This window comes from Nocardia sp. NBC_01327 (assembly GCF_035958815.1).
GTDB lineage: Bacteria > Actinomycetota > Actinomycetes > Mycobacteriales > Mycobacteriaceae > Nocardia.
Map to the genome: position 1 here is coordinate 6,283,011 of NZ_CP108383.1, position 24,402 is coordinate 6,307,412.

Sequence of the window (24,402 nt, forward strand, 5' to 3'; positions counted from 1 at the left end):
GTGCGAACGCATGCGGTTGCACTGGGTCGTGAACCTCGGAATAGCTCTCGCCCAGGCGAATACCACGAACTATGTCGATGCGATCGTGCTCGCGGCACGCGAGGCCGCGCAGGCGGGGGTGCGATCGGTGTGGTTCGGCCAGCGGATGGATTACGACTCGGCCGCTCTGGCTGCCATTGTGGGCCGGGAGGTGCCGCAGCTACAGGTGGGCACCTCGGCGATTCCGGTGGTCGGGCGCCATCCACTGCTGGTCTCCGCACAGGCCCAGACCACGCAGGCGGCCACGCACGGGCGCTATCACCTGGGGCTGGCGGTCGGATCCAGCTTTGCCGCAGGCGCTTTCGGCGTGCCGTTCGATCGGCCCATCACCCGCCTGCGCGAATTCCTCACCGCGCTGCGGGAATTGCTCGATACCGGCACGGCCGACTTCCACGGTGAACTGCTCACCGCCACTCCCCCGATGCCCACCGCCCTGCCCGGCGCGCAGCCGCGGGTGCCGGTGCTGGTCGCGGCCATGGGGTCGCAGTCGCTGCGGGTGACCGGCGAACTCGCCGATGGCACGCTGCCGTATCTGGCGGGCCCGAAAACCCTCGGCGAGCACATCGTTCCGGCCATTACCAAGGCATCCTCGACACCGCCGCGCATTGTCGCGTTCGTACCGGCGGTGGTCACCGCCGATGTGGAGGCGGCGCGCGCCGAGGCGGTGCGGCAGCTCTCGTTCTACGACCAGGTGCCCTCCTACACCCGGGTCATCGAACTCGAAGGCGCGACCCGGGCCGCGGACCTGGCCGTGATCGGCGACGAGGAGACCGTCGCCGCCCAGATCCGGCGCTATTTCGAGGCCGGTGCCACCGAGGTCGTGCTCACCAGCACCGATCTGGCCGGGCCGGAGGATCAGCGGCGGACCTGGAAGCTGCTCGGCGAGCTGGGTTCTGGAATCTCGACGAATTAATGTCTCAGCCTTGTGATCCGCTGCTGGTCAGGCGCATTTTCTGACCGGGTGCCGGACGCCGGGCCGGGGCCGCGGGCAGAGCCGAGGTCGATACTTTCGAGGTGAGTCTCGAATTCCTTTGGTACATCCCGAATCAGGTCACCCCGGGGCACCGCGGCGAGCCGGTCACGACCGATCACAACAGCCTGGAAACCCTCAGCGCGCAGGCGAAGGCCCTCGAGGAGCACGGCTGGCGGGGAGCGCTGCTCGGCACCGGCTGGGGCCGGCCGGACACGCTCACCGTCGCCACCGCCCTGGCCGCCCGGACCACGAGCTTCGAACCGCTGGTCGCGATTCGGCCCGGATACTGGCAACCGGCCCACTTCGCCACCGCCGCAGCAACTCTGGATCAGCTGTCCGGCGGACGGGTGCGCGTCAATATCGTGTCCGGGAAGGACAATCTCGGAGCCTACGGTGCGGCCGAGGAAGACCAGGCGCAGCGGTACGGCCGGACCAGGGAGTTCCTGCAGCTCATTCGCAAACTGTGGACGCAGGAGAACGTCACCTACCGCGGTGAGCACTATCAGGTCACCGACTCCACCGTCGTACCGCGCATCACCCCGCGCGGGGACCGGTTGCACCCGAAACTGTACTTCGGCGGCGCTTCCGAGGCGGCCGAGCGGGTCGCGGCGGCCGAAGCCGACGTGCAGCTGTTCTGGGGCGAGCCGCTCGACGGTGTGCGCGAGCGGATCGAGCGCCTGCGGGCACTGAGCGCGGAACTCGGGCGCGAACACGCGCCGCTCGAATTCGGGCTGCGGATAACCACTTTCGTCCGGGACACCACCGAGCAGGCGTGGGCGGACGCGGAGGCGAAGGTGGCGCAGATGGCCAGCACCGAAGGCGCGCTGCGCGATCCGCTGCGCAGTGCCGCCGTGGGGCAGCAGCGGCTGCTCGATCTGGCCGCCCGCGGCGACGTGCTCGACGACAATCTCTACACCGCGCCCGGCCGGTTCGGCGGCGGTGGCGCGGGCACCACCTGGCTGGTCGGCTCCGCCGAGGACGTCGCCAAATCGCTGCGCAAGTACCGGGATCTGGGGATCACGCACTTCGTGCTGTCCGACACCCCGTATCTGACGGAGATCGAGCGGCAGGGCAACCAACTGCTGCCGCTGCTGCACGAATAGGCAAGTACGGCACAAGGGTTGGGAGCCCAGCTCCCAACCCTTCCGGTGGTGCTACAGCCCGAGGCCGGTGCCGTGCACGCCGTACTCCTCGATGAGCGCGAGTTCTTCCGCCGTGAGGTCCGGGAAGTTCAGCGCCGCAATATTGTGATCGAGCTGCGCGGTCGAGCTCGCGCCGATCAGCGCGGAGGTGACCTCCGGCCGCCGCAGCACCCACTGCAGTGCCAGCTGCGCGAGCGACTGCCCGCGCGCCTCGGCGATCTTGTTGAGCTCGGCGGTGCGCCGCCGGTAGGTCTCGTCGATCACGTCCGGCGACAGGAACGTGCTGTTGCGCGCCCGCGCGCCGACCGGAATCGACTCCAGGTACTTATCGGTCAGCAGCCCCTGCGCCAGCGGCGAATACACGATCAGGCCGAAGCCGTCCTGTACGGCAGTGTCCAGCAGGCCATTTCGCTCCGGACGGCGATCGTAGATCGAATACCGGGCCTGATCGATGAGCAGCGGCACACCGGCCTGCCGCAGCAGCTCGGCCGCCGCATGGGCACGATCGGGCAGGTAGTTGGAAATGCCGACGTACAGCGCCTTGCCCTGCTGCACCGCACTGACCAGAGCGCCGACCGTCTCCTCCAGCGGCGTCTCGAGATCGGGGCTGTGGTGATAGAAGATATCGACGTAATCGGTGCCCAGATCGCGCAGGCTGTGCTCGAGCGAGGTCAGGATCGACTTACGCGACCCGCCCCGCAGATACGGGCTCGGGCCGATCGGATTGCCCGCCTTGGTCGAGAGGATGAGCTCGTCGCGATAGGGCGCGAGATCCTTGGCCAGCACCCTGCCGAACGTCTGCTGCGCCGCGCGATGCGGCGGGCCGTAGCGGTCGGCATTGTCGAAATGGGTGATGCCCAGATCGAAGGCGTGCAGGAGGATCTCGCGCTGCGTCGCGAAGGCGTAGTCGGTGCCGAACTTCTGCCACAGGCCGAAGGAGAAGGCTGGCAGATCGAGCCCGGAGTTTCCGGTGCGGCGGTACGGGATTCGCTCGTACCGGTCCGGTGCGGCGGCGTAGGTCAGTTCGAAAGGGCCGTGGGTCATCGGGTGATTTCGCTTCCGTGTCAGGGTGCCTGGACGAGGGTCAGCTGCCCGCGCTTGCGGAGAGTGAATCCCAGCGTTTCGTAGAGGCTGATCGCCGTCGTGTTGTGCGCGACGGCATGCAGGAACGGCGTCTCACCGCGCGCCCGAATCCCCGCACCGACCGCCCGCACCAGACGGCTGGCCAGACCCCGGCCCCGGAACTCGGCATCGGTGCAGACCGCACTGATCTCGGTCCACCCCGGCGGATGCATACGCTCCCCCGCCATCGCGACCAGTCTGCCCTCCACCCGCAGACCCAGATACGTCCCCATTTCGATGGTCCGCGGCGCGAACGGACCCGGCTCGGTACGGGCGATCAACTCCAGAATCTCGGGCACATCCGCCGCGGTGAGCTCCGCGAGCTCCGGATCGGCGGCGACCTCGAGCCCGGTGCCGTCCATCTGCACCGACCCGAACTGATCCAGCAGCGACCAGCTCTCCGGCAGCACATGACCGTGCCCGCGCAGCGCGGTCACCCCACCCGGCCCGACCACCTCAGCCAGATCAACCCAGTCCTGCTGCTCCAGCACCGGCGGATGCCCGACGAACCGGGCGACCTCCGGGTCGTACCGCCCGATCTCACCCACCCAGTGGGCGAACCGCCTGTGCTCACCACGCAACGACGCCCGCACGGGGTCATCGAGCGGGTGCAGCGAGGTATCGACGTCGATGGTCGACTCCGTGGTCAATGCACACTCCTCCGCTAAGCGTCCGACCAGTGAACGTTAGCGAGGCGCACCACATCGGGCATCGGTTGCACTCACCGCGATTTCGATGGGCTCAGCTCGAGCCGAATCGGCGACCGGCGGGGCCGGCGTGGTTAGCGTGGCTGGGATGGATCTGCATCTGACTGGAAAACGCGCCATCGTCACTGGCGGCAGCAAAGGCATCGGGCTGGCCATTGCGCGCGGGCTTGCGGCCGAGGGCGTGGATGTCGTACTCGCCGCCCGCTCCGCCGAACCGCTCAAAGCCGCGGCACAGGCACTGGCCGAGGAGACCGGCAGGCGCATCCTCGCGATCCCGACCGACACCGGCGACGACGACCAGGTCCGCGAGCTGGTCCGGCGCACCGTCGAGGAGCTCGGCGGCGTCGACATCCTGGTCAACTCCGCCGCCACGCCCTGGAGCGCCGGCGCCCCCACCGACCTGAACGCCACCACCGACGAGGTGCTCCGCCACGAAGTCGAAATCAAGGTCCTCGGCTACCTGCGCACCGCCCGCGCCGTCGCCCCGCACTTCATCGAACAGGGCTGGGGCCGCATCATCAATATCAGCGGACTCGGTGCCCGCCAAGCCAATTCGATCGCCCAGACCATCCGCAATGTCAGCGTCTCCGCACTCACCAAAAACCTCGCCGACGAACTCGGCCCCAAAGGCATCAACGTCACCGTCGTCCACCCCGGCCTGACCCGAACCGAACGCCTCACCCAGCGCCTCACCACCCAGGCCGAAGCCGCCGGCACCACCGTCGCAGCCCTGGAAGCCGACCTCCCCGCAAACTCCATCCGCCGAGTGATCGACGCCAGCGAAGTAGCCGACGTAGTCACCTTCCTCGCCTCCCCTCGCAGCGGCGCCATCACCGGCGACGCCATCGCCGCAGGCGGCGGGGTACCGGGACCAGTCTTCTACTGACGCAAACGCCAAGTAAGTCAGGACAATTCACCCACAGCCCACTTGCCCCCCAGCCAAGTGGGCCCCGAACCCCAAAGCGCCCGACCGCAACCTCCGAACCACTCCCCCATCGACACCCCCAAATCCCGCCCCACACGCCCATAACGTGCCGATTTGGAGGAACCAGGGGGTACTGATGTAATCTCATCGAGCACGAAGCGAAGCGAGTGCAACGGGCTGTGGCGCAGCTTGGTAGCGCACTTGACTGGGGGTCAAGTGGTCGCAGGTTCAAATCCTGTCAGCCCGACCAGGTAGAGGCGGTTTCCGTCCTCCGCGAGGCGGTTCTACGCAAGGTAACTTGCCAAGAACTTGCCAACATGTGGGGGGCGGTTTCTGCGTTTCTAGCCGAAGAGTGCGGCCCCCGTGCCCACTCAGCCGTGCATGAAGTTCTGACAACCTGCTGACTGGTTCGGCTTGCGTCACGGCGCTTCGGAGTGTTCGGGATGTGCTGCCTCGCAGTACATCCCGTTATGCCGACAACCGGGCACGATGACAAGAGACTGCTCTACAGCCCAATTGTTCTCACCGGACCGGGTTTGCCACCACTAAGAACGCCCTGTCGGTGGAGAACTCGACCTGAGCGGTCAGAAATCGTCTCCAGAGGCCATATTTCGACGTGAAGGTGGATTTTGTGACCGATCAGGCCAACCACCACAGGTCGCCGCTCATCGGACCGTCGAGGCAATCTCCGCCACCTACCTGGCACTGCTGCCGCCGACCCACTCTGTCACTGGTTGGAGAAGAGCTTCGGAACTGGAAGGAGAGTCGGTAGACGACATTCCCGACGAAGGCGTACCGGGCAGAATTGTCACGGCTCATTCCTTCTGCATTGAGATCCCGTGCACTCGATCAGCACGGCGTTGCAGGTTTCGGACCAGCAGCATTGGCCGCACATTCAACTGGCTCTGACCGGGCGTTCACATTCTGCGAGCGTTGTCGCGCGCAGCGTTCAACTGCTGCATCAGGGTGGTGCTTCCAGTAGGACGGTCTGGATGTAGGAACTTCGTCAGGGTCTTGAACGCCGCCTCGGCGGGCTCCGCGCCGACAGTGGTGAACAGCAGCTCCGCCCAGTTGCCCGACGCAGCTGTGTGGCGGTCACGATCTGCGGCCGCTCGAAGGCGTTCTACTTCATCTCGTAGTTCCACTACTTCTTCGTGCAGACTCTTAGCTGCGGATTCCATCGCCTCGAATTTCCGTTTCCAATGGTCGGCACTGTAATGACTTGTGCTTTCAGCCTTCTCCTCGCGAGGCTGGTCGAGCACGGTGACCGTCGCGCCGAGGCTTTCGAATACGGCGCGAAGACGCGTGATGTCATCGGCATCGAAACGCCATTCGACACTGGCCGAGATCCACCGGCGTTTGTCTGCTGGCACAATCGACTTGAACGCTTCGAGCAGCAAGGGATCCTTGTGGCTGAAAGTTAACGCCCAGTACGGGATCCGGGAGGTGAGGGTAACTGCCGCCCTCAACGATCGTCACCCGCTTGCGGCAGCCAGCGGCTCAGCTGATCGAGCGGGATATCGGCAGCGACATGCCAGAGCTTCAGCGTGGGGTTCCAATGCGCTTTCACAGCGCGCTTTGCCTCGTCCTTCTCCTCGCGCGGGACGTTCAAATATCGACGGCCGTCCCGAACGTCACCCACTTTGATCTCGCCGTTTATGGCTCCGCCAGTGGCCGTTCGACCGTAAGGCGGCCGGGCGGGACGTTCCATCTTGGCTTGGTCCACGATCCGCTTGACGCGCTCGCACGAGGTCGGGTCGGTTATGCGCATCATGAGGTCGGTGGGTCCGATGTTGGCGAGCAGGTTCAATGACCCGTGCCAGAGCACGGAATCGTCGACGATCATGACCTTTTCGTGCATCCGCTCACGGTAGTTGATTTGACATCCGCTGGTCCGGAGCTTTTCGACCAGTGCGACTTCTTTGGAATCGGGTTCGGGCGGCCGGGTGTGGACAACAACGCGAATTCCTCGGGAAATGGGCTCCGACAGGGTCCTCAACCACCGCGCCACCGGACCTCGGTTCAGGAAGGCACAGTAGATGTCGATGCTTCGGCGGGCCTTGGCAATATCCCATTCCACGGCGCGGTGCACTTCGTCGGCAGGGAAGAACGCTGGCCGGGCCAACTGCTCCTGGTCCATGGCAGCCAAGTCGGAAGCGGCGCGTATCGGAATCAGCTCATCGATGGACAAGCGCTGGGCGTGCTGTTCGAGATGATCGAGCATCCGAATGACAGGGCCCTGCCTCAACTTCGCGCGCAGGAAGGACACGTTCGCGACGACCGCCAATTGGTCTTGTGCCCGGCTCAATGCCACGTTGAGCAGTCGGCATGTTGACGAGTCGAGATTCACACCCTCGTAGAAATTGCCCAGCTTTTCACCGGCACCGGCGACTGTATCGATCACCACCAAGGGACGCTGGCTGCCTTGAAACCGGTGCACTGTGTCCACCAGCGCGTCATAGCTCTCGCCGAAACGATATTTCAAACTTGCTGCGAGGGTTCGCTTCTGGTTGTTGTACGGGACGATGACCGCTAGAAGGTCGGTCGGTCGGTGACCGTCGGCTGGGTCGGTCGCCTTCCGTGCGGGCAGCACTGTGTCGTACTGAAGGCCGCGGATGAATTCGTGGATCGCCGCCTCATGCACCGGATTGGTGAGGTGCGCCTGATTTCCGCCGCTTTCGATGGTTCGGTGCGACGTATCAATCAGGACCAGCGGTAGCTCCAGCAGTGGAGACGCCGCCAGGCTGCTGACGTTCGAGCGCCCAGTGGACAAGGGCGCGTCCTCATATGCGACCCTGTTGACGACCGCGCAGATCGCGGGTCGCATTCGATACTGCTCGTTGAGGGCGATCATCCGGGGATCGTCGGTGCGAACGGATCCGTGAGTGGTCACCAGGCCCGCGGCCCGGAATGCGTCCCGGTCCATCCAGATTCGAGAGTGTTCTCGGTCCTCGGCGGGGGCATTCCGGTTCGATGACCCACGGGTGACGGCCGATAGTTGCCGGAAATCGCCCGCCACGACGACACGTTTCCGGGCCAGACCGGCGGCCAGCCAGGCCGACGGCAGATCGACCATGCCAGCCTCATCGATGACCACGACATCGATCGAGTCCATCAACGTCCGGGACTGGACCGCCTTGGCGACTGTCGTTCCCATGACACGGCACTGACTCCTGACGTAATCGGCAAGCTTTTGGCGCTGCTCCTGGAGTTGTCCGTGATGCTCTCGTATGCGGTCCCGTAGGGGGCGTAACTGGTCGGCGGGACTCTTGCCGATCAGCGCCGCGCTCGCTCGCTCGAGGCGGCCGGCGACGGCCGCAGAGTCGGCGAGGAGGCCAGGTTTCGGCGCCTTGGCCGCGGCTCGCTGCTGACGGACGCCCTCGGCATCTTGTTCCACCCTGAACTTTCGTCTGCGGAGGTCGTCGAGCTTGGCTTGTTTGCGCTGCGCGAAAAGCCCTGAGGGCGAGCCGATTTCGTCGATCTGCTGACGCAGTTGGGCAACCGATTTGGTGGCGGCTTCGAGTTCGGTATCGAAAGCGACGACCTGACGATCGATTTCGCTCAGTTGAGCACCGATTCGCGACAGCTCCGCGGACAACTCTGAGGCTTCGTCGTACTGGCGAATATCGGATTCCACCGCGTGCAGTTGGGCCTTCGCCTGCACGATCTGCTCGTCGAGGTTGCTCGCGGCCCGGTCTGCGATCCGCTCCGCAACGATGCGATCTCCGTAGCGGCGGTCCAGTGCGGGAGCAGCGATGGCACCCTTCCGCTGGACAAGACCGTCTTCGAATTGTTCTTCACCGCACAGCAAGTCACATATGCGCTCCAAAGCCTGATCAACGGCGATATGGGTCGGTGCGACGAACAGGGTGCGCAATCCCTGTCGATAGCAGCCTTCCACTATGGAGGCGACAACATCGGTCTTCCCTGTGCCGGGCGGCCCCCAGACGAAGGTAACCTCGCTGGCGAGCGCATGCTCGATAGCTCTGCGCTGGCGGGCGTTCAACTGCCGTCCGTGGTAGCCGTTGACGAAACGGCCAGGGTCTGGGCACAACGCGATCTGTGGACGCCCGAGACCGAACAGCCATCCAGCGCTCGAGGTAGAGAAGGAACCGTTGTTTTCCGCAGCGTGTCGCAGGCGCTCCATGAGAACCTCGTGCCCAGTTGTCTCATCCGGGATGATGGTCGCAGTGGGAACCTTCTGTCCCAGAGGGGCATCGGTCGTGACCCGGATGTGGCGGCCATCCGGGTCACGGGACACGGTGGCCCGCGTCCACTTGCCGGATCGACCCGCCCGGATCAGCAGGTTGCCAGCGGACAGGGCATCATTCCACTTGGCATCGGAGAATACATATTCGTCCGGGCCGACTCGACTGCCATCCCGCAACGTAACCTTCTCCGCAGACGACGAACCATCGTCAAGAATCGCCGCGATCTCGACCTTGGTCGCGCGGAGCAACTCCTCAGCTGGAAAGGGCAGCGCCCCCGCACCCGTCATCGATTCCTCTCCTGTCGACGCTGGTCGTCAATGCCTACGCCTGGACGCCCCGTCCGGATGTTACACGCGCACGACTGAGCAATCGCTGCCAATTAGGTTGCAGCGCTGAGGAACTGAGGGAGGTTTCCCATTCTGAGGACAGTAATGTGGGGATTCTGCCGCAAACCTCCCCCTTCTCCCCGATCGCGATGACACCAACACGGCAATGCGCCAATGTCTTTTGGACATCATTGACCGGTCGCGATGCCCAGATACGCCCAGATGGGTACGGCTGCCCGCCGACCAGATCCACCGGTTGCCGCCGCTGTACTCCCCCGACCCGCAGACCGGGGAATTCCTCGTATGGGACGAGGCCGTGGGCGGACGGCACAGCCGGCCACCGGCGTTCGCCGGCGGTGGTGGCGGACTGAACTCCACGGTCGATGACTACCACGCCTACTTCCGGATGCTGCTGAACCACGGAGTGCACGAGGGCTGGCGGATCCTTTCCCGGCCCGCCGTCGAGTTGATGACCACCAATCGCCTCACACCCGCACAGCTGACCGCCCGCGAGACGATGGCCCGCGACAATGTCCACATCTCCTTCGGCCAAGGCCAGCACGGCGGCTGGGGCTTCGGCATGGCGGTGCGCACCTACCGCGGCGACTACGCCCCGGTCGGCCAGTTCGGCTGGGACGGCGGAAGCGGCACCTCGACCTACGCCGACCCGGTCAATGGGATCACCGGGATCCTGCTCACACAGGTCGGAGCGTCCACACCGGATTCGATGCAGCTCATGCACGACTTCTGGACCACGGTCTACCAGAGCATCGACGACGGCCACAGCAGGTGACGCCGTCGTAGAACCATCACTCGCAAGACGTCCCGGCTCTTCCGTGGTACCTGCTGTCAGCGTGCGCGGTGACCATCTCGTCTCAGCGCGTCGCTACGAAGTGCACCGGCCGCGGCGTGGACCGCGAAATAGCCCCTCGCCCTTGTTCTCTCGTCCGATCGCATCCTGCCTGCCGGTATACCGAAGCCGGTCAGATCTCGAGCTCGTCGTCGATTTGGCGCAGGTGATGGCGGGCCAGAGCCAGATTGGCACGGACTCGGTCCAGCGCCAGGTAGAGGAACAGTCCGGTGGAGCGCTGGGCGCTCAGTGGGCGCAGGATGTGGTACTGACCGGAGAGTGTGATCAGGATGTCCTCGATACCCTCGTTCAGCCCGAGCTGTTCGATCGTGCGGATCTTGGCGCGCATCACCTCGGTGTTGCCGGCCGCACCTACTTGAAGATCCAGTGTCCGTGAACCTCCGGCGGTGCCCAGGGTCATTCCGCTGGTGTAGTCGACGACCGCCGCGCCCAGCGCACCGTCGATGTTCATCATGTCCTTCAGTGCCACATCCAGGTTCGACATCGCTTGCCTCTCTCCCGCATTGTGTTGCGGCTCAGTGGATTTTCGGAACCTCGGGCCCGGATCCGTTGGACGTCAGCGCGAATCCGCTGCCGGTCATCATCATTTCCGCCGGAGGGGCGGACGGAGTCGACAGATCCGCGATCGCCCGGGCTACCGGGCGCGCTTCCAGATGCACCCGCCCCAGGACGGCGTCGGGGTCGGTCAAGACCGCCAGCAGCGCGGTCGGGCCGGCGGCGTAGACGACCACGTGTCCCCCGCCGCTGTCGATGGTCACCTCGTGCAGGCTCGAACCATGGGTAGTCGCAACGAATGTCAGCGACAACGACAGCTGGGCGGCCGCTAGAGCGGCGATACCGGTGGGCTCGATCGATTCGGGTAGGTCGGCGGCGATCAGCAGACCGTCACTCGAGGCCACGACCGAGCCGACCAGGTGGGGAACGCGCTGTCGCAGTCCCGATAGGTGGGCTTCGATATCACTGTTCGACGATTCCGGGTGAGAGTGCAAGCAAATCGCCCCTTCCTGGACTCTTGTCTGAGATCAGCTGTCCCACCGCGACCGACGCCGACTATTCGGACAGCCCGCGTGTGAAGGGGACGAACCGAAACCCGGCAAGTTCCGTCGCCACATCGGTTCCGAACCACTTCGGCAACCTGAACCGGCAGCTCGGCACCGACCGGCTCCCTTGGGGCACTGAAGTTTTCGCTGCGTTCACTAGGCCTTCTCAGCATAGCGGGGCGATGGCGAATGCGCAGCTACAAATCAGGTTGCGGCCGGAATCGGCGAAAGTGGGTGGTCTACAGCAGCTTCTGCAGCTTGCCGGCGAGCACACTCCTGCGGTGTGCGCGGCGCGGCGATGGAGGTAGTCCGGCGATGCGCGATGTTCTGAAGCGAACCGCTCGGCAACTACGAATTCATCTCCATGCCAGGTAAGTAACCTCGCTACGGCGCACCTCGGCGACGAAAATTCCCCCGAGCCGCCGCGGCACGCGGCGCAGGGGAACGGCTACAGGAGGTAGTGCTATAGCGTCGATAGTGCGGGAAGTCTTGATCGATGTTGCGCCCGAACAGGTTTGGGAGCTGGTGTCCGATTTCGGCGCCGGGCCGCAGCGTATGGCTCCGGGGTTCGTGACGGACAGTCATCTCACCGGGGAGGACACGCGGGAGGTGGCCTTCCTCGGGGGCACGATCGTGCAGGAGCGCCGGATCACCCTCGACGACGAGGCTCGCCGCCTGGTCTACTCGGTCTACGACGGCACCACGCCGCCCGAGCATGACAATTCCGTGCTGCAGGTCTTTGCTCGCGAGGACGGATCCACCCGGCTCGTCTGGTCCCGCGATATCCTGCCCGATGGTCTGGCCGGCCAATACACCGCGACCATGGAACAAGGGCTCGCCCTCTTCAAGAAGGTGCTCGAGTCCGCCTGATTCACCCAGGGCTGGTGCTACTCCGGCGGGCACGCGACCGAGACGAGACCTCCGTACTTGGTACGGCAGGCTCGTGTCGGGAGAGCATCCATGAATTCTGTTGCCGGAACTTTCATGGTCTGGTGCCTGGGAGGATTCGGCCTCTAGCCTTGGCAACTGAAGGACCCTGCGCTCCAAGGAACCTGAACGATATGCAGCCCATAGCGTGGCGTCTGCCGTAAATCAGGAGACGTATGCGGCCATTGCGGAAGTCGCGGCAACTCGACGATTCACTCCGGCATCGTGAGCGAGCGCTCCTGTCGGGCTCGATCACCCTACTGCTCGCATCGCCGACGGCGGCGCTGAGTGTGCTGATCGTGGTTGTCATCGAAATGTGCATGGGGCCATGGCTTTTCGCGATAGCCACCGGATTGTGGCTGCTCGCCGGAGTCACGCTCTTCGATTTAGGATGGTTCACTCCGAATCGTGCCGCGCTGGCCAAGATCTTCGGATTTCGCCGGCCGATCTCCCCCGAAACGGAAATCCTCACTACCGCCTGGACGAATGTCACGTCCGCGCCCGGGGTGGACGGGTGGCCGTATTCGCTGTGGGTGGAGCAATCGTCATTCCTGAATGCCTATGCCGCACCGACCCGCATCGTCGCGGTCACCAGCTGGGCCGTCGCTTCGCTGGAGCCACGCCAGCTCGAGGCTGTCCTCGCCCACGAACTGGGCCATCAACTGCACACCGACCAGCGCCTTCGGCTGCTCGCGGCCTGGAGCTCGATACCCACAACAGTGGTGCAACGCCTCGCCGGCGGGCCCGCATTGCTCATGAATGCCGTTGGTATCAGGGGTAACTCCGAGATCCTCGTTCGATTCGCGCTCACTACAGCCGCGCTGGCCTCGCTACCGTTCCTCCTGGCATCCACGACCGGGGTTCCGGTCGCGCTATCGCTGTCCGCGCTGTTCATCATCGAACCCCTCGCCCGGGCAGCTCTGAGACGCCGTGAGGAATTCGCCGCCGACCAGACCGCGGTCGATCTCGGGTACCGGCAGGACTACGCCGCCGCATTGCACCGGCTGGCGCTGGACGACCTGCCGCCCACCGGCCTACTCACCCTGCGTAACCGCTGGTGGAGCAGCCACCCTCCGTTCACCGCGCGGCTGCGCGCACTGGATCGCTGATCACCTGAATTCTGCTGTGCCGGCGGTGAGTCTCAGCGTGCTCACAGCGGGCCTTCGGCAAGCTCGGCTGCATGACCTCGATTGCCGATGATCTGCTGTGGCTGCTCCTCGATGACCACACCGGGGAGTTCCTCGTCGACCGCGCTCACGTCGCTTTCGCCCTCGAAGCGGCCGTCCACTTCGAGGCAGCGACACCGACCTCAGAGGGCACCGGCGAGTCTCTACGATTCGCTGTCCGTGAGCCGCAACGTCACAGCCTCGAGGACGTGCTGTCGCGGCTCGCCGACGATCGCCGAACCTGCGCGATGCCCGCGCGTCGATTCGGCCTGTTCCGCCGGTGGAGTTGGCCGACGCTCGATTGCCCCGGGAAATATGCGCTGCGCACATCGATCCACCGCGCACTGATCGACCCCGCGGACAGCGATCTGCGAACAGCTGTCCTCGTCGCACTGCTCACCGCCGTGCATGCCCTGTCCCCGCAGTGCCCCGGTCGGCAGCCCGGAGAAGTCGATCGACTTGCGTCACGAGTCCTGCTGTCGCACAGTTCTTCCCACGATGTTTTCGACTCTGTGCGCCGCCGGATGCAAGCGGACTATGCCGCCTCGTTCTGCGGAATCGTGCAACCGATGTTTCAGCGCCCGCGATCGATCGACCGTCTCGGCCTGTAACCCTGAGCCCTGATGACGTTGCGCGACAACGACGGACGCTTGCCTGGCGGCAAGCCGCTGTCTGTGGCCGATCCCCTCGGCCACAGCGTGGGCGGCTACCGCCGCACGACAGGGTCCTCACGCGGCGCTGACTCCGCCCGATCAGACTGTTGGACATCAGATTTGGTGACCGCGAGATAGGTGACCAGAGCCACGATCAGCACACCCAGAATCGCCAGGACCGGACCGTCCCCCAGGCCGACGCCACTGACGTCGCGCGGTTTCGCCAGCCAGTCGGCGACGGAGGCTCCCAGCGGCCGGGTGATGACATAGGCGGTCCAGAAACACAGGATCGGGTTCCAGCCCAGCCACCGGTACCCGATCGCGGGAATCGTGATCAGGACAGCGAATATCGCCACCGACGCGCCGTACCCCAGATGCAGGGAGTAGGCGGTGAAATCACCGAGGGCGGTACCCATGGCGAAGGTCGCCGCGACCGCCGCCCAGTAGAACAGTTCCCGTCGCGGTGTGTCGATGGTGTGAATGGACAGGGTGTGCTCGGTGCGCTGCCAGAGCAGGAACACCGCAGCCAGTGCCGCAGCGTAGAAGGCGGTCGAGACCGGGTACGGCACGCCGAGCGCGACATGCATCACGTCGGCCGCCATGGTGCCGAAGACACCCACCGCGACCACCGCGAGCCAGTACGTCCACGCGATATAGCGACCCGCCCGAATCTGCAAGGCCAGCGCCGCAACGAATCCGATGAACCCGAGCGCGACCGCGATCGGCGGATCCATGGCGGTGACCAGGAAGTCGGAACCGGATTCGCCGATGGCCGTGGACAGGCCCTTGACGATCCAGAACGCGGCGGCGATCTCGGGCACGCGCAGGGCACCGGCGCGGGTGAGTAGGGAGGACGAGGAACGGTCTGGGCCGGATGGGGAGTTCAAGGGGCCACCTTCGCGAAAAGTTAAGACAGACAAGAACATCGACAACGACGGCACAGGGCGGTGTCGACAGATGCAGGCGGACAACGCAACTCGTGTGCGGTTCGGTCGGAACGGCGTCGGCATCGACGGGCCGGCCGACGACCTCGCTGCTGCTCCGCAGTGTGCCCGACGGGCGCTGAGAGCACGCTGAGACGTGCGCCCGACCAGGTTTCTCAGCGCGGTCACAGGCACCGCTGCGTACGGTCACCTGCTGTGACTGAGACGACGAACTCCCAGGTCGGCGCGACCCGGCGCATGCTGAGCAAGGTGCCCGAGGTCACCCTGTGGTTCTGGATCATCAAGATCCTGTGCACCACGGTGGGAGAGAGTTTCGCCGACTGGATCAACACGACCCTCGGCGTCGGCCTGAACCTGACCGCGCTGCTGTTCACCGTGGTGCTCGCCGCGGTACTGGGCTGGCAGCTGCGCCTGGACCGCTACGTGCCGTTCGTGTACTGGCTGACGGTCGTCGTGGTCAGTGTCACCGGCACCCTCTACACCGACATCCTCACCGACAACCTGTCGGTCCCGCTTGCGTTGAGTACCAGCGTCTTTGCCGCACTCCTGGCGGTCGTGTTCGGCATCTGGTTCGTGCGGGAGCGCACACTGTCGATCCACAGCATCGTCTCGACGCCCCGGGAGCTGTTCTACTGGCTCGCGGTGCTGGTGACCTTCGCCCTCGGCACCGCGGCGGGCGACTGGACCTTGACCATCACCGGATGGGGCCCCGGAGTCTCGGTGCTGCTGCCGGCCGGGCTGATCGCCGCCGTCGCGCTCGGCTGGCGCCTGGGCGCCAACGCCGTGCTGGCGTTCTGGCTCGCCTACATCCTGACCCGCCCGCTCGGCGCCAACCTCGGCGACTGGTTCGCCTCCCCCACCGCTGATCACGGCCTCGGCGTGGGTACCGCCGCGACCAGCGTCATCTTCCTCGTCGCCATCCTGGCCACCGTCCTCTACCTCACCCGCACCCGCCGCGACGTCATCAGTGCCGGGCAACCGGCGGCGGTCACCCCTGCCGAGCCGGCCCGCGAACGTCTCATGCTGGGCTATTACGGGGTCGTCGCGGTACTGGCCGGTGCGCTTCTGGTGTGGGCATCAGCGCAACCGCACGCCGACACCTCCGCCGGCGACGAGGAATCCGCGCCCGCCACCACAAGCCTGGCACCGCAGCAGACCACAACGCACTTCCCGGCCAGCGAGATCACCAAGTTCCGCACCATCACCCAGGACACCCTGACCAAAGTGCAAGCCGGACAACAGAACGACGCCAAGACCCGCATCAAGGACCTCGAAACCGCATGGGACCAAGACCAGGACACCCTGCAGCCCATGGACAAAGCCGCCTGGGACGTCCTCGACAGTCAGATCGACCACGCCCTCAAGGCCGTACGCGCGAACACTCCCGATCCCGTGACCGAAAGCCAAACTCTCACAACCCTGCTCACCTCCCTCGGCTGAACCAGGTCCTCTGGCCGACCGGACAGACTTCGATCATCCCGTGCGATGTGGACAGCCTCTATACAGACGCAACGGCACGCCGTCCGGCAAGACGTGCGAATCGACATCGGTGTGGCACCCCGAATTCAGGACGTCCCTAATATCGGGACAAGTTATCCCTCAGGTCGGGACAAGAATGCCGCAATATTTGCCGATCAGCATGATCAAGATCTACTCTCGACACAGACTTCGATTCATATAAGCCTGACCAACGAGAATTTCGTGGTATGAGCACCGCCGCTAGAGCCATATGGGATCGCCGTACACGGTTGTGGAATTGTCGGCCGTGTCGGTGGATATCGTGATGGTGGCGAATGAACGCAAAGTGACCGGACCCATACACCCGTCGACTTTGACCTCCGCTTGGTCGTCGGCAACCGAGGCGTGATGGTCGACCACTGACTTGGTCGCGAAAGAGACGGTGTTGATCGAGCCCGGTTTCAGAGTTGTCGACACATTGGGACTGACCGATGCGTGCGCGCCGACATCGGGGCCGATGATGCTCAGGCCGACCGAGGGTCCGATGGAGAACCCGAGACCCAGATGGAGTCCGTTGGACACATCTACCTGGCACCCGATCTGGTAGCCGGTATCCAATACTCCCCATCTGACGTCGGATTTGCCGTGGCCGGTGATATCCGCGGCAGCGCGAAGCGAGACGAAGCCCTCCCTGGTGAACGGGGTCGAGGCCAGGTTCGGGACCCGATCTACGGTCTCGCCCAGTTTGGATACAGACAATGACCAGCCGTCCTCGGTGACGATGGTGCGGGACTTGTCTGCCACCGCATCCGCCGACGACGATCCGGCGGTCACCGTCGCCACCACCCCGCCGGTGACCACGACTGCCGCGGCCGTTATCCAGCGGCGGACAGCCACCCCTCGGATGTTCGACATTGTGGACGACCTTTCTTCCGATCTGATATATGGGCGGAACATTTCAATTACAAGCATTCCATTCACCAATCGGCAATCGCATGTCCCTGAATACGGGACATACGCTCCAGCCGTTTCTAACGTTTATGTCACGCAGAGTCACACCGGTGCCGGATATACCGGAAAGGCCTCGCGATGCCACCCGGTCCAGATGCGATAGTGCGTCCGAGAAGTTATTCAGAACACAGATTTCGAATACTGTGACGGCCCCCGATTTCCGTTGCAAGACGAATTGCATGAGTGTTCGCTGAGTGAATACCAGCAGTTACCGGCACCGCCTGAAACTCTGGATCGACTCGACACCCCATTTTCCGAATCCGGAGGATCTCATGCGAATTCTCGTAACCGGTGGAGCCGGCTTTCTCGGATCACACCTCACGGACGCACTGCTCGATCGCGGCGACGAGGCAGTCGTCTTGGACGATATGTCGACCGGGAATCCCGCCAACCTGCGCCCGGCGCGCCCGGGGCTCACGATCGTGCACGCCGATGTGCGGGCTCCGCTGCTGCTCGACGGACCTTTCGATGCGGTCGCGCACCTGGCCAGCCCGGCCTCCCCACCGGACTACCTGCGCAGACCGGTGTTCACCCTGACCACCGGCGCGCTGGGCACCCAGCAGGTGCTGGAGTTCGCCGCACGCAAACACGCCCGGGTGGTGCTCGCCTCCACCAGCGAGGTGTACGGCGACCCGGAGATCCATCCGCAGACCGAAAACTATTGGGGCAATGTGAATTCCGTCGGCCCGCGGGCGGTGTACGACGAGGCCAAACGTTATGCCGAGGCGTTGACCACCGCGTTCGGCGACAGCCGAGGCGTGGACACCGGCATCGTCCGGATCTTCAATACCTACGGCCCGCGGCTGCGCCCGGAAGACGGGCGGGTGGTGTCGAACTTCATCGCCCAAGCACTCGAGGGACGCCCGCTCACCGTCTACGGTGACGGCAATCAGACGCGCAGCCTCTGTTATGTCGACGACCTCGTGCGAGGTCTGATCGCGATGATCGATGCCCGCGGCGAGCGCGGCCCCATCAATCTGGGCAATCCGGTCGAAATGTCGGTCCGGGCCATCGCGGACCTGGTGCTGCGGCTGACCGGATCGCCTTCAGGGCTCGAGTGGCGGCCACTGCCGATCGACGACCCGGTGCGGCGCCGGCCCGATATCACCCGTGCCGCCGAACGACTCGGCTGGCAGCCGGCCACCGCGGTGGTGACCGGCATCGAACGCACCATCACCTGGCAACGCGACAATCATCCGACTGCTCGGGTCCACCCATCATCCGCCGTGCCGCTGGCGAGCTGATCGGACCACCATGACGAACTCACTCACCCTGGAGCCCGCGGCGGAGGCCGTCGAATCCTATGTGCGGCGGATCTCCGGCGGCGCCGTCCGAACCATCGAACCGTCGGGACCCGTTTTCGCCCAGCCGATTCCGCAGCGGCGGCGCACCCGCGCGCGTACCTTCGCACCCGCCCTCGGGATCCGCGCGCGGCTTGCCGTGGTCGTGGGCACGCTCGCCTGGGCAATCGTCATTGCGCTGTTCTGGGTGTGGTGGATGCAGCCACAGCACCGGCTCGGACTCGTCGGATTCGTGGTGACCACCCTGCTGGTGGCCTACGTGACACTGCTGCCGATCTACTTCCTCATCACCGTCAATCGGCTGCGCCGCGTGTGGACCGGCCGGGCCGTACCGCCACTGCGGGTCGCGATGGTCGTCACCAAAGCCCCGTCCGAACCCTGGCCCATGGTGCGGAAGACGTTGCAGGCCATGCTCTCCCAGCGCTACCCCCATCGTTTCGACATCTGGCTGGCCGATGAGGATCCGCAGCCCGAAGTGCTGGAATGGACACGGCGGCACGGGATCCGGGTGTCGACCCGCCGTGGGGTCGAGGAGTACCAGCGCACGATATGGCCTCGACGCAGGCGCTGCAAGGAAGGCAATCTGGCGTGGTTCTATGACAATTGGGGCTATCGCGACTACGACGTCGTGAGCCAGCTCGATGCCGACCATGTCCCCGATTCCGGCTACCTCGCCGCGATGGTGCGCCCCTTCGCTGATCCCGCGATCGGGTATGTCGCAGCTCCCAGCATCTGCGATTCGAACGTTCGCACCTCCTGGGCGGTGCGCGGGCGGCTCTTTCACGAAGCCACGTTCCACGGTCCGCATCAGCTCGGACACAACGGCGGGCTTTCCCCGGTCGGCATCGGTTCGCACTACGCCGTGCGCACCGCGGCGGTACGGAGCATCGGCGGACTCGGACCCGAACTGGCGGAAGACTTCTCGACCAGTTACCTCTTGACGATCGCAGGCTGGTCCAGTGCGTTCGCGATCGATGCCGAGGCGCACGGCGAGGGGCCGGCCACCTTCGCCGCGATGTTGACCCAGGAGTTCCAGTGGTCCCGTAGTTTGAGCACGGAACTGCTCGAACTCATGCCCCGCACGCTGCGTCTGCTGCCGTGGGGATTGCGGCTGCGGTTCGGCTTCGCCCTGCTGTACTACCCACTGTCGGTCCTCACCGCAGCGGCCGGTGTCCTGATGCCCGCGGTCGCGGCGGTGACCGGGAATTCGTGGGTCAGCATCAATTACGGCGTATTCATCGGATTCGTTGTGGCACAAGGGGTGTGCCTGATGAGCATCGTCGCGGTGGTTCGGCGAGCCCGGTTACTTCGGCCGGTGAACGCCCCGCTGCTCAGCTGGGAGCAGGCCCTCTACATCTTCGCCAAATGGCCGTTCAATGCCTGGGGCGTCCTCGCTGCGGTGGCGCAGCGCTTCAGCCCGCGCCCCCTCGACTTCAAGGTCACCCCGAAAGACGTTGCGGTGCAAGCGATGCCGGTACGCCTGGCAGCCCCGTACCTACTGTTCGCGAGTCTGCTGGCCCTGTCCGCCGACATCGGCATGCGGACCGGCGGACCGGTCGGCTACATCGGACTGTGCGCACTCGGTGCATTGACCTACCTCACCGTCGCCGCGTCGGTAGTGAGCCTGCATGCCCGTGAGGCCGCCCGGCTCACCGGCGCCACCCACACCGGTTCCGCCCTGGTCTGGCGGCCCCTGCTCGCGGTCGCGCTCGCGGTACCGCTGGTCTCGTTCACCGTCGGCGCTTTTCCCGTCTTCGCCTTGAAGGAGTTCTCCGCATGAAACCCGGCACTGTTCTCGTCACCGGAGGTGGCGGATTCATCGGCAGTCATACCGTCGTCGCGCTGCAGGAACGCGGGCATCAGGTGGTCGTGGTCGACGACCATTCCACCAGTTCACCGCTCGCACTGGACCGGGTCGCTGCGATCAGTGGTGTTGCGCCGCTGCTGTATTCACTCGACCTCAACGATCGAGCGGCACTGGACCGGGTGTTCGAGGCACACCCGATCGACGCGGTCATCCACTTCGCCGCCCGCAAGGCCGTCGGCGAATCGACCGAGATTCCGCTGGAGTACTTCGACGTCAACCTCGGGGGAACCACCAGCCTGCTGCGGACGATGGACGTACACGGAGTAGACCGGCTGGTGTTCTCCTCCTCGTGTTCGATCTACGGAGACGGCGCGCCGGATGGCACTCCTCTGACCGAAACCACGCCGGCTCGCCCGACCAACCCGTACGCGTGGAGCAAGTGGGTGTGCGAGCAGATGATCGAGCAGGGCTGCACATTCCATCCGGCGTTGCGGGCGATCAGCCTGCGCTACTTCAACCCCATCGGCGCGCACCCGAGCGGTTTGCTCGGCGAGGATCCGCTCGGTGAACCACGCAACGTGATGCCGCACCTGATGCAGGTAGCGACGGGCCGTCGCCCCGAGCTCATCGTGTACGGACAGGACTACCCCACACCCGACGGCACGGCGATCCGCGACTACATCCATGTCTCGGACGTCGCCGCCGGGCACCTCGCGGCACTCGGCCATATCGACGACGCACCGGGGCATCGAGTGGTGAATCTCGGTACCGGACAGGGCACTTCAGTGCTGGCACTGCGCGCAGCGGTCGCCCGGGCCACCGGCCATCCGATTTCCTACAGCGTGCGCGACCGTCGCACGGGGGATGTGGCCGCGCTGATCGCCGACGCGGACAAGGCCCATCGCGAATGGGGCTGGCACGCCCACCACGACCTGGCCGACATGTGCCGCGATGCCTGGAAATTCACCCGCACGAACCCGCACGGCTACGTGCGCTGACCGCCATCTGAGGAAAAGACCATGACCAAGCTGACTGTTCTGGGAACCGGATATCTGGGCGCGACGCATGCGGCGTGCATGGCCGAACTCGGTCACGAGGTACTCGGCGTCGATATCGACGAAGGCAAGATCGCCAAGCTGCAGGAAGGGCAGGTACCGTTCTTCGAGCCCGAACTCGAAGAGGTGCTGCAACGCAATATCAAGGCCGGGCGACTGCGCTTCTCCACTTCGTATCGGGAGGCAGCCGAATGGGGCGCCGCGCACTTCCTGTGCGTCGGCACCCCGCAGAAGCGCGGCGAGTACGCCGCCGACCTGCGCTATGTGGAATCGGTCATCGACGAATTGGCGCCGCACATCACCGAACCCGCTGTCATCTACGGCAAGTCCACGGTTCCGGTCGGCACCGCGGCCCGGCTCGGGGAGCGGGCGCGCGCACTGTCTCCGGCGGGTGAGCGGCTCGAGGTGGCCTGGAATCCGGAGTTCCTGCGCGAGGGCTTCGCGGTCGGGGACACCTTGCATCCGGACCGGCTCGTGGTCGGCATCGACCCGCAGCGGCCCGGCCGAGCCGAGGAACTGATCCGGGAGATCTACGCCACGGCCATCGCCGCGCAGACTCCTTTCCTCGTCACCGATCTGGCCACCGCCGAATTGGTGAAGGTGGCGGCCAATGCCTTTCTCGCCACCAAGATCTCGTTCATCAACGCCATGGCCGAACTGTGCGAGGCCGCCGATGCCGATGTGACCGTCCTGGCCGACGCCATCGGGCACGACGCGCGCATCGGCCGCCGATTCCTCAACGCCGGCTTGGGATTCGGCGGTGGCTGCCTGCCCAAGGACATCCGAGCCTTCATGGCCCGCGCGGGCGAATTGCAGGCGCACCAGGCACTGACCTTCCTGCGCGAGGTCGACAACGTCAATATGCGCCGGCGGACACGCATGGTCGAGCTGACCCGGGAGACATTCGACGGTTCACTGATCGGCACCCGGCTGGCGGTGCTCGGTGCGGCGTTCAAACCCGATTCCGACGATGTGCGCGACTCCCCCGCACTCAATGTCGCCGGTCAGCTGCAGTTACAGGGCGCCAATGTCACCGTGTACGACCCCCAGGCCATGGACAACGCCCGCGCACTGTTCCCGACGCTCGAGTACGCTACGAGCCTGACCGAGGCGTGCGCTGGCGCCGATGCGGTGCTGGTACTCACCGAATGGCAGCAGTTCCGTGAGCTGGACCCCGCGGCTCTCGCCGATCTGGTCCGCAGCACGCGGATGCTGGACGGGCGAAACTGCCTGGACGCCCAGCGCTGGACCGCGGCCGGCTGGACCTATCGTGGTCTCGGTCGTTATTGACAGCGCGTTCCGCGGTCGGCTGCAGGTCAGTGTTGCCCGGTAGCCGAGTGCCAGTCCGCCGTCGTGGCGTACCGATTTCCGGCCCAGCCGACGGCCGGGGACGGCGAATGATAGGTGTTGGCGCGCAATGTGATTCCCTCGACGGTGAAGTTCTCGGCCTCGACGAGATCGGCATCGTCGTACGCGGTGAACACGTTGTCGTACACCACGACTCCGCCCAGCGTCCCCGCGATGCGCACCACCGGAGGAGTTTTCGCCGCGGATCTACCCACGGTCACCGCATTGCCGTACACCTGGGCATCGAATACCCCCGTGGTCGAGGCCGGACCGGACAGACCACCCATGATCGTGACGCCGCCGTAGAAGTCCCCGCGCCGCCCGTCATCGACCGAGCTGTTGAAACGCACCACATTGCCGGTATTGGCACGGTTGGCGGCATTGCTGAACAGGAGATAACCGGGCCCGTCGTTGGCGTACGAAAGATTGTGCTGGAGAACGCAATGCGAGGTGTTCTGATCCAGGTCGAATCCCCCGCCGTCCGCGCCGCCGGTGCGATTGTGATGAGAGATATTGCGCTCGATGACAACTCCGGTCGAATCGTAGGTCCAGATGCCGTACGGACCCTCCGATGCCACGGACTGCGCGCCGTTCTCGTACGCCACCGACCCGACCACGCGGCCATCGGATACGCTGCCGAGCACGATGCCGTTGCCGGTGTTCACCTGCGCCGCAGGGTCTCCGAGGTTGCGGTATGCGACCACCTCCGACACCGTGATGTCGGTATTGACGTACACGGGGGCGCCCGCGTCGAACGCGGGCCCATAGGTCGTCACCCCGGACTCACGGTTGTCCCTGGCAACCACCCGGCGCACCTGCACGCCGTGGAAACCGGAGTCCGATCGTGTGGCCCCGATCGACACCCCGTTACGGAAACCGCTGACCTCCAGGTCCTCGAACACGACTCCCGAGGGGCGGGTCCCCGGTCGATCGGTGTAGACCGTGACCCCGTCGGCCGCGCCGCCACCGGTGCCGACGATCGTGAGATCGCCGACCCTGACGCCGCCGGTGTCCTGAACCAGCACTCCGGGACCTGCACCGGCGGCGACCACCGCGCGCCCGGTTCCGTAGGACCCGATCCACACCGGACGACGGGCGTCACCCGCGTCGCTCGCGCCCAGCCGCAGCGTGCCCTCGAACGTGTCGCCGCCCTCGAGCAGTACTCGCACGCCCGGTTCGAGAGATTGCCGAGCGAGCCGCTCGAGCGTCCGCCATGCGGTGCCCGGCGTGCGGCCGTCCGCACCGTCATCTCCGGAGTTACTGAGATAGAAATCGTGCCGCCCATCGACGGCCTCCACCCGGTCGATCCCCGTCAACGCCACAGCAGTCAGCACAACAGCGATCAGGATCAATAGGGACCGCGACTCGATCACGCGT

21 protein-coding genes and 1 tRNA gene are annotated in these 24,402 nt (G+C 65.2%); 13 read left to right on the forward strand and 9 right to left on the reverse strand.

Features of this window, described 5'->3' with window-relative positions; genetic code table 11:
• Nucleotides 1–10 precede the first annotated feature (10 nt).
• Nucleotides 11–952 carry a TIGR03564 family F420-dependent LLM class oxidoreductase gene (locus OG326_RS29030; protein ID WP_327140307.1) on the forward strand — a complete coding sequence of 314 codons (942 nt, stop codon included), beginning with the start codon at nucleotides 11–13 and terminating at the stop codon, nucleotides 950–952.
• 101 nt (nucleotides 953–1,053) lie between these two features.
• The gene (locus OG326_RS29035; RefSeq protein ID WP_327140308.1) at nucleotides 1,054–2,115 is read left to right on the forward strand and encodes an LLM class flavin-dependent oxidoreductase; all 1,062 of its coding nucleotides are present in this window, start codon (nucleotides 1,054–1,056) and stop codon (nucleotides 2,113–2,115) included.
• A gap of 51 nt (nucleotides 2,116–2,166) precedes the next feature.
• Here OG326_RS29035 and OG326_RS29040 read toward each other — a convergent pair whose 3' ends face one another.
• Both OG326_RS29040 and OG326_RS29045 read right to left on the reverse strand, forming a co-directional pair.
• Nucleotides 2,167–3,198, reverse strand: coding sequence for an aldo/keto reductase (locus tag OG326_RS29040; protein ID WP_327140309.1), 1,032 nt, complete (start codon nucleotides 3,196–3,198; stop codon nucleotides 2,167–2,169).
• Nucleotides 3,199–3,218: 20 nt separating this feature from the next.
• Nucleotides 3,219–3,926 (reverse strand): GNAT family N-acetyltransferase, encoded by a 708-nt coding sequence (locus OG326_RS29045; RefSeq protein ID WP_327140310.1) that lies wholly within the window; start codon nucleotides 3,924–3,926, stop codon nucleotides 3,219–3,221.
• Nucleotides 3,927–4,071: 145 nt separating this feature from the next.
• On the opposite strand from OG326_RS29045, the gene OG326_RS29050 reads away from it, so the two are divergent.
• Both OG326_RS29050 and OG326_RS29055 read left to right on the forward strand, forming a co-directional pair.
• Complete coding sequence (locus OG326_RS29050) at nucleotides 4,072–4,869, forward strand: SDR family NAD(P)-dependent oxidoreductase (protein ID WP_327140311.1); 798 nt, start codon at nucleotides 4,072–4,074, stop codon at nucleotides 4,867–4,869.
• 212 nt (nucleotides 4,870–5,081) lie between these two features.
• A tRNA-Pro gene (locus OG326_RS29055) sits at nucleotides 5,082–5,158 on the forward strand.
• 667 nt (nucleotides 5,159–5,825) lie between these two features.
• Here the strand turns inward: OG326_RS29055 and OG326_RS29060 are convergent.
• Nucleotides 5,826–6,308 carry a hypothetical protein gene (locus tag OG326_RS29060; protein ID WP_327140312.1) on the reverse strand — a complete coding sequence of 161 codons (483 nt, stop codon included), beginning with the start codon at nucleotides 6,306–6,308 and terminating at the stop codon, nucleotides 5,826–5,828.
• A gap of 65 nt (nucleotides 6,309–6,373) precedes the next feature.
• Nucleotides 6,374–9,406 (reverse strand): AAA domain-containing protein, encoded by a 3,033-nt coding sequence (locus OG326_RS29065; RefSeq protein ID WP_327140313.1) that lies wholly within the window; start codon nucleotides 9,404–9,406, stop codon nucleotides 6,374–6,376.
• Nucleotides 9,407–9,701: 295 nt separating this feature from the next.
• Here OG326_RS29065 and OG326_RS29070 point away from each other — a divergent pair, with 295 nt between their 5' ends.
• Nucleotides 9,702–10,238: a serine hydrolase gene (locus tag OG326_RS29070; RefSeq protein WP_327140314.1), complete on the forward strand. Its 537-nt coding sequence runs from the start codon at nucleotides 9,702–9,704 to the stop codon at nucleotides 10,236–10,238.
• A 190-nt stretch (nucleotides 10,239–10,428) separates the two neighbouring features.
• Here OG326_RS29070 and OG326_RS29075 read toward each other — a convergent pair whose 3' ends face one another.
• Complete coding sequence (locus OG326_RS29075; protein WP_327140315.1) at nucleotides 10,429–10,800, reverse strand: hypothetical protein; 372 nt, start codon at nucleotides 10,798–10,800, stop codon at nucleotides 10,429–10,431.
• Between the two features lie 31 nt (nucleotides 10,801–10,831).
• A complete protein-coding gene (locus OG326_RS29080) occupies nucleotides 10,832–11,305 on the reverse strand; it encodes a roadblock/LC7 domain-containing protein (protein ID WP_327140316.1) in 474 nt (157 codons plus the stop codon).
• Nucleotides 11,306–11,833: 528 nt separating this feature from the next.
• Between OG326_RS29080 and OG326_RS29085 the strand changes: the two genes are divergently transcribed.
• The 3 genes from OG326_RS29085 to OG326_RS29095 all read left to right on the forward strand — a co-directional run bounded on the left by OG326_RS29085 (nucleotide 11,834) and on the right by OG326_RS29095 (nucleotide 14,060).
• Nucleotides 11,834–12,226, forward strand: a complete 393-nt coding sequence (locus tag OG326_RS29085; RefSeq protein ID WP_327140317.1) for an SRPBCC family protein — start codon at nucleotides 11,834–11,836, stop codon at nucleotides 12,224–12,226.
• Nucleotides 12,227–12,459: 233 nt separating this feature from the next.
• Nucleotides 12,460–13,392 carry a M48 family metalloprotease gene (locus OG326_RS29090; protein ID WP_327140318.1) on the forward strand — a complete coding sequence of 311 codons (933 nt, stop codon included), beginning with the start codon at nucleotides 12,460–12,462 and terminating at the stop codon, nucleotides 13,390–13,392.
• A gap of 71 nt (nucleotides 13,393–13,463) precedes the next feature.
• Complete coding sequence (locus OG326_RS29095; protein ID WP_327140319.1) at nucleotides 13,464–14,060, forward strand: GPP34 family phosphoprotein; 597 nt, start codon at nucleotides 13,464–13,466, stop codon at nucleotides 14,058–14,060.
• A gap of 95 nt (nucleotides 14,061–14,155) precedes the next feature.
• Here the strand turns inward: OG326_RS29095 and OG326_RS29100 are convergent, their stop codons facing one another.
• Nucleotides 14,156–14,989, reverse strand: a complete 834-nt coding sequence (locus OG326_RS29100) for a COG4705 family protein (protein WP_327140320.1) — start codon at nucleotides 14,987–14,989, stop codon at nucleotides 14,156–14,158.
• 252 nt (nucleotides 14,990–15,241) lie between these two features.
• Between OG326_RS29100 and OG326_RS29105 the strand changes: the two genes are divergently transcribed.
• Nucleotides 15,242–16,486, forward strand: a complete 1,245-nt coding sequence (locus tag OG326_RS29105; RefSeq protein WP_442790842.1) for a COG4705 family protein — start codon at nucleotides 15,242–15,244, stop codon at nucleotides 16,484–16,486.
• Between the two features lie 279 nt (nucleotides 16,487–16,765).
• Here OG326_RS29105 and OG326_RS29110 read toward each other — a convergent pair whose 3' ends face one another.
• Nucleotides 16,766–17,419 carry an MspA family porin gene (locus OG326_RS29110; RefSeq protein WP_327140321.1) on the reverse strand — a complete coding sequence of 218 codons (654 nt, stop codon included), beginning with the start codon at nucleotides 17,417–17,419 and terminating at the stop codon, nucleotides 16,766–16,768.
• A gap of 368 nt (nucleotides 17,420–17,787) precedes the next feature.
• On the opposite strand from OG326_RS29110, the gene OG326_RS29115 reads away from it, so the two are divergent.
• The 4 genes from OG326_RS29115 to OG326_RS29130 are packed head-to-tail and all read left to right on the forward strand — an operon-like array spanning nucleotide 17,788 to nucleotide 22,968.
• A complete protein-coding gene (locus OG326_RS29115) occupies nucleotides 17,788–18,759 on the forward strand; it encodes an NAD-dependent epimerase/dehydratase family protein (RefSeq protein ID WP_327140322.1) in 972 nt (323 codons plus the stop codon).
• A 10-nt stretch (nucleotides 18,760–18,769) separates the two neighbouring features.
• Entirely contained in the window at nucleotides 18,770–20,596 is a 1,827-nt protein-coding gene (locus tag OG326_RS29120; RefSeq protein WP_327140323.1) for a glycosyltransferase family 2 protein, read from the forward strand.
• On the forward strand, nucleotides 20,593–21,621 hold the full coding sequence (gene galE, locus OG326_RS29125; protein WP_327140324.1) for a UDP-glucose 4-epimerase GalE: 1,029 nt from the start codon (nucleotides 20,593–20,595) through the stop codon (nucleotides 21,619–21,621). The genes OG326_RS29120 and galE overlap by 4 nt, the downstream gene beginning before the upstream one ends.
• A 21-nt stretch (nucleotides 21,622–21,642) precedes the next feature.
• A complete protein-coding gene (locus OG326_RS29130) occupies nucleotides 21,643–22,968 on the forward strand; it encodes a UDP-glucose dehydrogenase family protein (RefSeq protein WP_327140325.1) in 1,326 nt (441 codons plus the stop codon).
• A 26-nt stretch (nucleotides 22,969–22,994) separates the two neighbouring features.
• Here the strand turns inward: OG326_RS29130 and OG326_RS29135 are convergent, their stop codons facing one another.
• Nucleotides 22,995–24,398 carry a right-handed parallel beta-helix repeat-containing protein gene (locus tag OG326_RS29135; RefSeq protein WP_327140326.1) on the reverse strand — a complete coding sequence of 468 codons (1,404 nt, stop codon included), beginning with the start codon at nucleotides 24,396–24,398 and terminating at the stop codon, nucleotides 22,995–22,997.
• Between the last annotated feature and the right edge of the window lie 4 nt (nucleotides 24,399–24,402).